The 11,435-nt window shown below is 42.2% G+C and carries 10 protein-coding genes; all 10 read right to left on the bottom strand.

Annotated features, from left to right (window positions below):
- The 10 genes from ACVBD2_RS01210 to ACVBD2_RS01165 all read right to left on the bottom strand — a co-directional run bounded on the left by ACVBD2_RS01210 (position 1) and on the right by ACVBD2_RS01165 (position 11,424).
- Positions 1-2,898: a phage tail protein gene (locus ACVBD2_RS01210; protein WP_461685896.1), complete on the bottom strand. Its 2,898-nt coding sequence runs from the start codon at positions 2,896-2,898 to the stop codon at positions 1-3.
- The gene (locus tag ACVBD2_RS01205) at positions 2,898-4,400 is read right to left on the bottom strand and encodes a distal tail protein Dit (protein WP_461685895.1); all 1,503 of its coding nucleotides are present in this window, start codon (positions 4,398-4,400) and stop codon (positions 2,898-2,900) included. The genes ACVBD2_RS01210 and ACVBD2_RS01205 overlap by 1 nt, the downstream gene beginning before the upstream one ends.
- Positions 4,397-8,665, bottom strand: a complete 4,269-nt coding sequence (locus tag ACVBD2_RS01200; RefSeq protein WP_461685894.1) for a phage tail tape measure protein — start codon at positions 8,663-8,665, stop codon at positions 4,397-4,399. The genes ACVBD2_RS01205 and ACVBD2_RS01200 overlap by 4 nt, the downstream gene beginning before the upstream one ends.
- A gap of 199 nt (positions 8,666-8,864) precedes the next feature.
- Positions 8,865-9,158 (bottom strand): phage tail assembly chaperone G, encoded by a 294-nt coding sequence (gpG, locus tag ACVBD2_RS01195; RefSeq protein ID WP_033585798.1) that lies wholly within the window; start codon positions 9,156-9,158, stop codon positions 8,865-8,867.
- A 49-nt stretch (positions 9,159-9,207) separates the two neighbouring features.
- Positions 9,208-9,792: a major tail protein gene (locus tag ACVBD2_RS01190; RefSeq protein ID WP_036756735.1), complete on the bottom strand. Its 585-nt coding sequence runs from the start codon at positions 9,790-9,792 to the stop codon at positions 9,208-9,210.
- 22 nt (positions 9,793-9,814) lie between these two features.
- Positions 9,815-10,195, bottom strand: a complete 381-nt coding sequence (locus ACVBD2_RS01185; protein WP_461685893.1) for a hypothetical protein — start codon at positions 10,193-10,195, stop codon at positions 9,815-9,817.
- Complete coding sequence (locus tag ACVBD2_RS01180; protein WP_461685892.1) at positions 10,192-10,599, bottom strand: hypothetical protein; 408 nt, start codon at positions 10,597-10,599, stop codon at positions 10,192-10,194. The genes ACVBD2_RS01185 and ACVBD2_RS01180 overlap by 4 nt, the downstream gene beginning before the upstream one ends.
- Positions 10,589-10,981, bottom strand: coding sequence for a phage head-tail adapter protein (locus ACVBD2_RS01175; protein WP_461685891.1), 393 nt, complete (start codon positions 10,979-10,981; stop codon positions 10,589-10,591). The genes ACVBD2_RS01180 and ACVBD2_RS01175 overlap by 11 nt, the downstream gene beginning before the upstream one ends.
- Positions 10,965-11,141 (bottom strand): hypothetical protein, encoded by a 177-nt coding sequence (locus tag ACVBD2_RS01170; RefSeq protein WP_461685890.1) that lies wholly within the window; start codon positions 11,139-11,141, stop codon positions 10,965-10,967. The genes ACVBD2_RS01175 and ACVBD2_RS01170 overlap by 17 nt, the downstream gene beginning before the upstream one ends.
- Positions 11,134-11,424 (bottom strand): phage gp6-like head-tail connector protein, encoded by a 291-nt coding sequence (locus ACVBD2_RS01165; RefSeq protein ID WP_461685889.1) that lies wholly within the window; start codon positions 11,422-11,424, stop codon positions 11,134-11,136. Before ACVBD2_RS01165 ends, ACVBD2_RS01170 begins: the two co-directional genes overlap by 8 nt.
- Positions 11,425-11,435: the final 11 nt, after the last annotated feature.

Raw genomic sequence — 11,435 nt, 5'->3', positions numbered from 1 at the left:
CTATCCTACATAACGAATGACGTTCATATCAGGATTGATATGATATTGCTCCTCACGATACCGTCCAATTTGAATGGTCTTAGAAAAAATACCATTCTCAATATGGATGACCCCTTGAGAAATATACATAACCTCTACACCAGAGCTATACATTGAAATTCGTCCATTTGGACTAAACAGCATGCTAGAGCTACCGTCATTCTTACCGATGACAAGACCCTCATTTGATGAACTCATGTAAGTATCAATGAAATTCCAGCGGTCAGAGAGTTCTCCCAAATCTTTAGCAATGTTAGAAACACGCTGACTAGCTGAAATCAAATCTTTCTCAGCTTGCGCCCTTGCTGTCTCGTTAGACTGGACAAAGTCCTTATAAGCCTTTATCCAGTTGTCAAGCGTATCAGCGCTAGCCTTGGCCTCAAGTTCAGCCTGGATAAGCCCAGCTTTCTCGTTCAAAGCATTCAACTGTTCCTGAGTCAGGCCTTGGTCAGCCTTGGAGTTGATGTCAGTCTCTACATCCTCAATAGCTTTCACATAACCAAGAAAATTAGTTCCCACGGCTAGCATGGCATTCTCAAGCGTAACTGTCTGGTTAGCAGGAAATCCATGAGCTGTACCAAAACGGATGAAAATATTATCTGTTTTGTAAGCCTCCGAGGCATTTGAGAGGTCAATAGTAAATTCAAAACTTTGAGGGGTAGTGACTCCAGCTTTGAGGACAATTTGATTTTTATACCAAGGAGTAGCCGAAAAATGCACATTGACCTGTGTATCTTTTGCTAGAGCTGGAGATAAGCTAATTTCAAATGCTACACGCACATAATTTGGTTTTAGCCTGTCTTGGTTTTTCCAAAAATCGTCAAAAATGAAAGTCCGCATGTCATACGTTTCATTATTTCCTGTGTTGATTTGCTGAGCCCGGCCATTTTTGAAATAGTTACGATTTCCGCCTTTTACATTATCGAAAAGAGCCGTCCAGTTGTATCTTGTAGGATCCTGACTGTCCGCCTCATCAAAATCAGTGTAAGTACCAAAATAGCGCCTGTTAGCACTTGATGAGGTGCTGAAACCATCACGTCCGTCCTCTGAGTTGGCCCAAGCTCTATGCAAGTACTGAGTCTTTCCTGCCGTTCCGTCAGACGTATTGATAAGAGTCAGCTGCTCAGAAGCCACCTCTTTGTTATCAATCCATGCCGAGACCGTCAAAACCATCTTTTGATTGATGTCAGAGCCTCGGACAATGTAACTAGGACTTGTGGCTTTGATTACACCATCCACCACCCAGCGCCATCCACTATTGATGACTTTGTTGCCTTTCATGAGGGTAGGGGTCACAATCGTCTGACCTTGGCCATTTTTAAAGGCTACGCCGTTATCTGTAGCAAGTTTGATAGTGTAGGGTTTGGATGCTTCAAAAAGTCGCTCAAAGGCAGCCTGAATTCCATCTGATAGCTTACTCTCTAGAGCCTTAAAATTCGCAAAAGTAGTTTTATTACTTGCCGGGTTTGTAAAGCTGATTTTCTGTTCGGTAACTCGTGCTTTTACTATTAAAGTTGGACTAAAACCATCATCATAAATCTGGACAGTGTCCCCGATTTCTACGTCCACAAAGCCATCTACTTCATAGGTGATCGCTGGGTAGCAATGCTGCTTTAATTTCATGTAAGCAAGACGTCTCAGCTCGTTTGGTTCGTCTGTGTCAAAGTCGAAGTCTCGTCTTGTCCACTGGTCCTCAGCTGTTGCTGAAGTAAAAGTTGAGGGATAGAGTTGCATGGATAGAGGGGCGTACAGTTGTTGCCCTCTTTGGTAAAACTCAACCTCTCCTCTCTCGTTCTTAATTGACCAATCATCCAGCCCCTCAAGAGTCAGAACCTCTTTTTCAGGCTCGGTTTCCTTCTCTTTTTTCTTAGGAGGTTTTATGATTCGTTTCTCAGTATTAGATGGTCCTCCTTTCTTACTAGTCGTCACAGTCTGTTCAATAGAGCCATCTGACCGAGTTGTGGTGGTCGTTGTAATGCGTGTTTTATCAGCCAGTTTTGTGACTTTCGTGTGGACAATAGTCTTACTCTTTGTCCCGTCTGATGCTGTGCGAATGATCGTTTCGGTTGTCGAACCATCCGCATTTTTCACTCTCTGACTAGATAGATGACGTTCTCCGCTTTCTTCGACTTCCACAGTCGGCATTTTTCCGGTCGGGCGAATTGTATTGAAAATACCCGTTTTATCCACTTTCCGAGTGATAGAGCTAATATTTTTACCATATTTTAAAACCACATCATTCCTAATACGACCAACCCCTTGGTGTGTATCGTCGTGTTCGTGATATATATTTACAGTAAATTTCTTAAGCGTGCTATCTGCTTTTAATTGTGTGTCAAATTCAATCTCAGCATTGAATTGTTTCGCAAGATTAAGCAAGCGAGCAAGTTTTGTTTCTTGCGTCGTCCACTCAAGGATGCGTTGCTGGTCTGAAATCTCATTAATTCCAATAGTGAGATGGGCATAGTTCAATAGAGCCATCTCTTTGCAATATTCTGCAAAAGTCATGGCTCTCGTTGCTTTGTAAGAATTTACTAACTCATTGATCAATTCAAGATTGAGATTCTCACAATAGCATTTGATTGTCTGCTCATTTTCCTCCACTGACATCACATTGAAGAGGTAGGTGCGCCCATTGTGTCGGAATGACACCCAAGCACGTTCGTTTAGATGCTGGTAGGCCTTTGATGAAGCTGTGTCTGACTGGATTGCTTTCTTAAAGACTGTAAATTCGAAAGTTGAAGCTCCTGTTGGCATGTCTCTTGACCATGTATCGTTATAATAATTAAGCGTGTTCTGCTTACTATTATCAACAAAAGCAACCTTTTGCAAGGTTGCATCGTGAATCGTTAAAAGCATTATAGCCACCTTTCTTCAAATTCAATTGTTACTGTCGGATGTTTTTTGATAAAACTAGAGAAATATAACTCTAATTTTGAATTACCTGGAGGGATAGAGAGCCATTGAGAGCCGTCTACAACCTCGCTTGCTTTTGCTATTCCATCGATATAGACCGTGTCATCCTCGCTATTGATTAGAACATTCGATCCAATGGGAAAACGATTGGGGATGTCATTCGTTGTTGGGACAAAATCTTTACGGTAGTACAATTCATCTAGATACATGTGAGAGACAATTGGATTGTCTCTGTACGCTCCAATTGTAATGTGAATTTTTGCGGACTTTTTACCCTCAATCTCTGGAATGATAAAAGTAGAGTATGATCCTTGATAAAAAACTTGTACCTTGCCATCATTCCGTTTTAAATCTGACCACCCTTTTGCTACACTAAAGGGGTTGATATCTCCTGTTGTAGTTCCATCAAAATTCCATCGCTTTAGAATTCTATAACCACCTTGACCATCGCTGGCTAAAAAATTAAACTCACATTCAGAACCTAGCGACCGTTTAAAGGTCTCGACACCATACAAAAATTGACCTGTTTCATCTGATACTGTTACCTTGATGAAACCATATTGATTATTAGCTTCGGACCAAAAAACTTGTCTCCACCAAAAATAATCATTCAGGGACCCAGTGCTGCCTGTGCTATCATTGGGAATTGTCCAGGTCAAGCTAGTAGCGTAGTTGTGTAATTTAGTTTCACCTCGTAAATCTTTCAATCTAACGTGTGGACGTTCCCAAAGATTAATCATTTCGGCTGTTCCGACAATATACTCTGTCCGGTCATTTGTGATGGCTTGATTCTTTGCTGCGCTAGTCAGTCCATTTGTGATTTTTTCACCTCTAAAATCAAGTAAGATTTCTGATTTTTGCGATGGTTCGGTATCGGCCTCTTCACGGTTCCCGATTTCTAAGGTTCCATTTTGATTAACTAGACCGATATAGCCATTCTCAGCATTATGTTTGATTTTAACGATTGGAAATGCACTCTCTGTGCCATTGTTTGTAAGATCAAACACCATTTTCCCTGCTTCGCTAGTTGCGTTTTTATCGCTATCAAATCGCTTATAGGCTGAACTATGAGCCACGCCATCAGGAATGATGAACTTAATAGAGCCGTTTGAACGTCTCCCACTTGCCTCCTGCATAGAGATATCATCAATTACCGTGGCCAGATAATACTTGTCCGGCTCATCTGAAAAGGTCAACTCTTTAGGACTATCAACATTAAAAATACCCGCAAGCTTGTGCTTGAGGGTATTTCTGTCTTTGGACCAGATAGAGAAGTCCACCTTGATATATTTTGCATCAATCGTTTGTTGCTGGATATTCACGCCAATTCTTGGGGCATGATCGATAGAGATAGAGCGATTGTTCCCGACATCACGTTGGATGTCGTGAATTTCAATAAGCTCTCGTAAATCTGTTTTATTAAAACGCATAGTCACTTCGCTCATTCAATCACTCCTTTCATTCTTAGTAGCATTTTCTCACGCTCTTTCTGAGTTTTAGTAACGATATCCGTAACTTTTGAGCTGTCCAGATAAGCATTTGTGTCCTTGTTAAGGATCGCAGTAAGCAATTTTTCTAAACTTGCTCTCAGAATCCTCATCTCAGACACGACTTTATCAGTATCTTGCCTATTTTGAACACTTGTAGTTTGAATAGTGATATTACGTTGAGCTTGTTCCATTTCACGAAGAAATTTCGCGTCACTCGGGATCCCGATACCAGAAGCATATTTAGGAACACCCATCTCACGCATCAAACGTCTAGTTTTATCAGCTCGCAAGACTTTAGAACCTCTCGGAAGAGGAAGCAAGACATCCCTGCCTTGAGGAATGAAACTCCGACCGTTTGGCAGAGTGACCATTTCCTTATAGTTGCTATTTCTTTGGTCATTGACGATAGCAAGTCCCCCAGGGTGATAGTTGGTACCGTGGGCGTGCTTGCTCGCAAAGATATTCGTAAAGAAATTACCAGTAACGCTATCAATCCAGCTCTTAATACCTGAAAGAACACCGGATGCATTATCTCGGGCGTTGATAGTAACAGTTTTATCTTGAATACCATTAACACCACTTTTGACCTCGCTGACAGTGTCATTAGTGCCATTCTTGGCAAGGATATTCACTGGATCATATTGCTTGATAGCATTGATAGCACCGCTTGTCTCATTTCGTACACCGCCTGTTTGGTCAGCGGCAAACAAATTAATAGGAGTTTCTTGTTTGGGTGAATTTACACTCAAAATCGCACTTCCGACAGCTACGCTCGTATTATCCACCGCATCCAGAGACTTAGTCTCAGCAGATGCAAAATTCCATGCTGTAATCTTATCGATAGATAACTGGCCATTATTCAAAACATTCGTAGGATCAGCTTTCAAATCTTTGGTAAACGGTGTGGTCGCATTCCAGGTCGTCAGAGTATCAGTTGACCGAGCTACTGCTTTTCGGACACTTTCATCATTGGCCAGCAACTCCTTCTGTTTTGGTTTCAGAGCTTCATAGTTAGACAGAGCCTTTGAGGCTTCCTCCGCCTTGTTCATGATGTCTGTATTCTTCATGAGAAGTTCTTTGACTTCCGCTGGCATGCTATTCCATGTTTTAAGATGAGTTTCACTATCAAAGATAGCTTGTAGCCCAGCTTGGTTCTTGACAATCACTTGTTTCTCTTCGAGAGTCATGTCTTTCCATTTACCAGATTCGACAAGGGCCTCGGCTATAGTCACACGAGCGTTTGAGTTGATATCCGCAGTCTTAGCGATAAACTGCAATTGTTCCCAACCTTCCGCAGATTTGGCAGCCTCTCCGATAACTTCCTTAACATTGGATTTAACTTGGAAATTCCCATTCTTATCAATGTTACCGACCAACAATGACCAGGCATCATTAGCCTCTTTCACCTCCTTGCTCATTTCACTAGTATAGTTAGCAAGGATGCTATGCGAATTACCTACCTTTTGAGAAGCTTCAGCAGCTTTCTTCCCGATTTCTTCATAGGACAGGCCGTACTCTTCCAGAACTTTCTTGGCTTCTTCCCAATAGTTCCAACTTTGCCCGGTTCGAGCTTTCACCTTTGCATCGAGATTTTGCATGACTTGATAATACTTACTTCCAAGAGCTTCCATCGTTTGAGTGTGGTTTGCTTCTAGAGTTTGCAGTTTCTTGTTGTAAGTCTCCTGGTCAATAGCCTTTCCATCTAGCAACTCTTTCAGCTCGCTTTTTGAATTTTCGTAGAGTTTCTTCTCCTCATCAAGTGCTTGCTTCAAAACATCTTTAGTATGCTTCAATTGTGTTTCATTCAGACTTCTGACATCGCCATTTAAAGCTTGTAAAGCAGCCTTCTGCTGATCAGCTGACAAACTCATCATTGAGAGTTTTGCCTTAATCATCTCATTCTGATTGTTCAGGATGATTTCTTTCTCCTCTTGAGAGAACTTGCTCGCATCTCCGTTATGACGTTGATAAATCTCATTAATTTGATTCATCATAGCCTCAGTGTTAGAGACGACCTGACCATTTCTTTCCTTAGCTTTGGCAATATCGTCCTCACTAAGGCCCCACTTGGCGCCCAACTCTTCCATTCGTTTGTTGGTCTTATCGGCAGCAGTCGCTATTTCTTCATAAAGTTTTTTAAAGGCTCCAGAGACCTTGTCGGCATCTCCAGCATGAGTACCGAAGTTTGCGACAGCCGTACTGGTTTCATCAACAGTCTTTTGAAAACTTCGCAATTCTCCACGAGCAGTATCGCTCAACTGAGAACCGAACTCTTCAGTCTTGATGCGAGCCTTGTCTTTCTCGTTTCCAAGATAAACAAGTGCGGCGGTAGTAAGGCCGAGACCTCCGACTATTAAACCAAGAGGATTCGCAAGCGTCCCCATTGATGTTGTTAGAAGCCCTGTTGAAGTTGATGCTGATGCAGTCGCATTTCCAAGCGCAACTGCTCCACCAGATGCCAATTTAAAGGCAGATGATAGATTCCCGGTTGTTCTAAAAGCTTGGAAAGTCTTTAGCATTAGAGACATGCCACCGACCGCTTTGCCAGTTCCCTTAGTAAGCCAACCGAGTGCTTTTGTAAGATTTCCGATAATTCCAAAACCTTTCCCTAGGATGCTTAAAGCTGGACCAGCTCCTACAGTTAATGCACCCCACTTAAGAACGTTTCTTTGTTGCTCTTCGGACATGGAGCTGAACTGTTTGGCCATTTTAGCCAAGGTGTCAATCCAAGGTTTTGCAGCAGTTAGACCTTCACGGAGAGCCTTCAGAAGAGGTCCACCAAATTCAATAGCCAAGTCGGTTATCTGGTTCTTGAACATCTTCAATTGTGATTCTGTGGTCTCATATCGCTTATTAGCTTCATTGGTCAGAGCAGTATTCTCTTTCCAGGCCTTGTTTGAACGATCAACAGCATCGCCCATTTTATCAGAGGCTAGAGCCAAAGATTTCAACATGTTACTTTGTCGAATACCCGTCATCCCAAGTTGTGCCAAGATAGCGTTCATGTTCACGCCTTTTTCTTGTGCATCCTTGAGCCCTCTGATAAATGATTGCAAGGCAACGACCGGTTTCTCTTTCCAAGCCTGTTGAAACTCCTCTGAGGTCATTCCAGCAGTTTTGGCGATGAGATTCAAGTCATCTGCTGCTCCCTTACCTGTCAATGAAACAGCATTACCAATAGCCGTCAAAGTTTGAGTCATAGCGGTACCACCAGCCTCAGCCTCGATACCAACCGAACTCATCGCAGTAGCAAGACCAAGGATATCTGGAGCGGTTAGTCCAGCTAGCTTACCACCAGCCGCCAAACGGTTGGTCATCTCAACGATGTCACGCTCGGTTGTTGCAAAGTTGTTGCCCAAGTCAACAACAGATGCCCCAAACCGTCCATATTCGTCCGATGTTAGACCAAGGATATTTGCAATCTTGGCAATGGCTGTCGCAGCTTCTTCAGCGCTCAAGTTCGTTGATTCTCCCATATCAATCATAGTACGGGAGAATGTAAGAATATCTTCCGCCTTGATACCTAACTGACCAGCAACTTCAGCGACATTTGCAATTTCAACCGCACTAGCTGGCAATTCTTTAGCCATCTGACGAATGCCATCAGATAAGTTCTTGTAGGATACGGTTGCGGTCTCATCTACTGTCTTCTTGACGCCTGCGAAAGCAGATTCATAGTCGACAGCTGCTTTCGTGACCATACCAACACTAGCAACCAAAGGAAGAGTCAAGCCAGTAGTCAGCTTACCTCCCAAGCTCGAAACGTTGTCACCAAAAGTCTTGATTTTATCGCCACTTTTGATAAGTCCGTCTCCGAATTTATTGATGCGATTCGCAAAGCTATTCTCCTTACCAACCGCAATCAAGGCTTGTTGCACGCTACGAAGTTGACCTTCCATAGCTGCCAATTTAGCATTCTCACGCTCAATCTCAGCAGCAGCCTTGTCAAATTTAGCCGTACCAGGTTCGAGAGCGTCAAAGCTTTTCTTCATCTGGTCCAAAACACTTTTTTGCGCTTCAATCGCTTGACCAAGTGTCTTGTACTTAGCTTGAAGCAAGTCTGTGTTTTTCCCATTGTTTTTAAGGGAGCTGTCTAGCGCCTTTACATTGCTTTGAAAGTATTTAACCGCATTCTTAGCACCATTTAGAGTAGGATTGAACTTCGACACGTCCAGCCCTAGCTCGATATACATTTGACCTAACGGCGTTCCACCTGCCATTCAAATCCTCCTTTTTAAATCATTTCTAGAAAATCAGCAAGATCCATGACTTCCTCAGCTTTAGCAGATTCAGTTTCACCAAGAACGCCCATCAGGTCCTCCCAGCTCGTATCCATAACATCACGGATACTCATGCCGTATGGTCCTTCAGTTGCTTGTTTGACAAAACCATAAAACCGTTTCAGTGCCTCACTCGGCTTTATTTTTTCTCCTTTGGGTCAACATCACCCACCAAATGAGAGTAGATGTCTGCAAATACCGCAAAAATATCCGCCATGTCTGTGTATTTCAAAAGTTCTTCCACTTCCAAATCTTCAAACAATGAGGCGATAAATTCCAATTGCTTGTCTAGCTTTTCAACTTCGGACAAGTCAGAAGATAGTGCTTCATTGAGAATCAGGTAGTCACGATAGTCCTTAGTAGTAATTTCCTTACTTGTCTTTTGAACATCTTGACCTTTCTCATTTTTAATTAAAAATTTAACCTTAGCCATATACTTTCCTTTCTAGAAAAAAGATAAAAAGAGAGCTTGCGCCCTCTTCCTACCCTGCAGCAACCATTTTAAGTTGCCCTTTGAATTTTTTGAGCTTAGCATCATCTTTACCAATGTATTTCACATAGTAAAGACCATTTGTTTCAGTGTCATCACTTGCAATAGCAGCGAAACTCAAGCTGTCATCTGGAAGTTCTTCTTGCTTATCTTTAAGCGTTTCAAGTTCTTCAGCGTCCATTGAGAATTGTCCTTTGAAGAACCCGACTTGTGCCTGAGTCCCATTTGCAGTCTGAGACTCAAGCATAACAGCGCAGTATGGAGCAACTGTATCAGCGCCAATACCAATAATTTCATCTTTGACTTGATGTCCTAGGATTTTAGCGAGTACTGTTGAAGGAATATCAACCGCAGTCAGTTCCATCTTCACATCGCCAACACCACGGTTTGATACGTGGTAAGCGACATCACTACCATAGGTTTTTACTGGATCACTTGCAAGACCTGAAATTTTAGCGGTACGAGTCGCACCTTTACCGGTTTGACCTTCAATTACAAAAAGGTTTTCTCCAAGTGTCGGATTAGCATTTCCATCCAACACACGAATTGTCATACGTTTAAAACCAACCAATGCCATTTATAGCACCTCTTTCTTTAATTTAGTATTCTTCATATAGAGCACTCTTACCCTTGTAGGTTCGAGCATCTACATAGCGTTTGATATCAGGGATCCATTGATCCAAACCACCTTCAGTCTGATAAAATCCCTGATGTTCCATTATTTTTTCAATTTTGCCTTGGAGCTTTTTACACTCCACTCGATTGGCAGACTCTACATTGATTTGATAGAGAAAAGTCTTAGCCAGACTAGTATTGCTACCGTGAGCCGTCTGCATTGGAGGTCCGACAGGGATAATGACAATACTCGTCTCGTCATCCCCCAAAGTATCGGGACGTTCAAATGACTTGATACTAATACCAGATAAAGACTCATCCTCTTTCAAAGCGTTGTAGAGTTCAGTTAATTTGTCCTTAATCATCTAAATCCCTCAATCTTCAACTGATTGGCTATTCGATATTTATATTTTTGAGCATTTGCCTCTGAAAAACGTCTAATCACACCGAACCCTCTTGGATGTGCTTTTTTGGCATAGCCAAACTCATTCAAGTGAACTAAACGCCAACGAGACCCCTCACCAAAACCAATTTTCACAATAGGGACACCTACAGCTAACCCAGTTACACGTCCAACAGTTGCACTTTCAATAGTTTCTCCTGTGTCTTTAAAGACTTCCAAAGCACCTTTAAATTCCTCCAGAGTCTCATTTGCGACTGCCTTTAATGCTCGACTAGTTGCACGCTTAACCTTTGTATCTCCAAGGTGCATTTCAAGGTTTTTCAAAACATCGTCAAAACCTCTCAATTCTGCTCCACTAGACATCATGACCACCTCCGATAATAACTATCAAAAAATCCCGATTATCATAATCAGGACGCACATCAATAACCTGCCATTTCTTACCAACTAGACGTATATCCCCAACTTCGACAAAATGCCGACTTTCAGGCTGATAATCTGTCAGAGGGTCACGAATTTTCAAAGTCATCTTAGCTTTCATCGCTTTTCCAGTCGCAATCTCAATATCTTTGAAACTAGGGGAGTAAACTTGCCCCATCGTAGAAAAAGCCTTCTTGTAACTCACATCACGGCCATCAACCCCCTCCTCGACTTTAGAAGTATAGAAAGTCAAGGGGGTTCTCAGGTCTCCGTTTTGAGCCTCTGGCTTTTTGTAGCGATAACTAGGGCGATTAGTCTGATAGGACATCAGACATTGTTACTTCTGATTGTTTGTCTTCCCATTCAACAAAGTCAGGCAACGCTTCGTTGATTTCATCGAAACGCTCTTTTGTCGCTTTAAATTCTTGGCCGACAGGACGAAATACCCCTTCTTTGATGTCGTAAAAGCCTTTTAAAACCTTAATCATGTTTTTCCTCCAATTTGTAATTTTCTAGTGATAATGCCATCAAATCCCCTTGAAAGTTCCCGTAGAAAAGTTCAACTTGATCATTGTAGACATATCGAGCACGTTCTAAAATAAGCTCTCTCACTCGTGGTTCGGTAGAGTCCTTACTACCGACCAGACTGAGGATTGCTGACTCAGAACTTTCCAACATACGGGAGAGGTTATTATCCTCTCCACTGTGAAAAATCCTCATCCGCTCCTTGAAAGATTTAAGGAGTGGATGAAGTTGTTCTTCCTTATCCATGGTTTAATACC

The organism is Streptococcus sp. KHUD_018 (assembly GCF_054861215.1).
The sequence above is the reverse complement of the archived record's forward strand: the minus strand, read 5'-3'. Positions and strand labels throughout refer to the sequence as shown.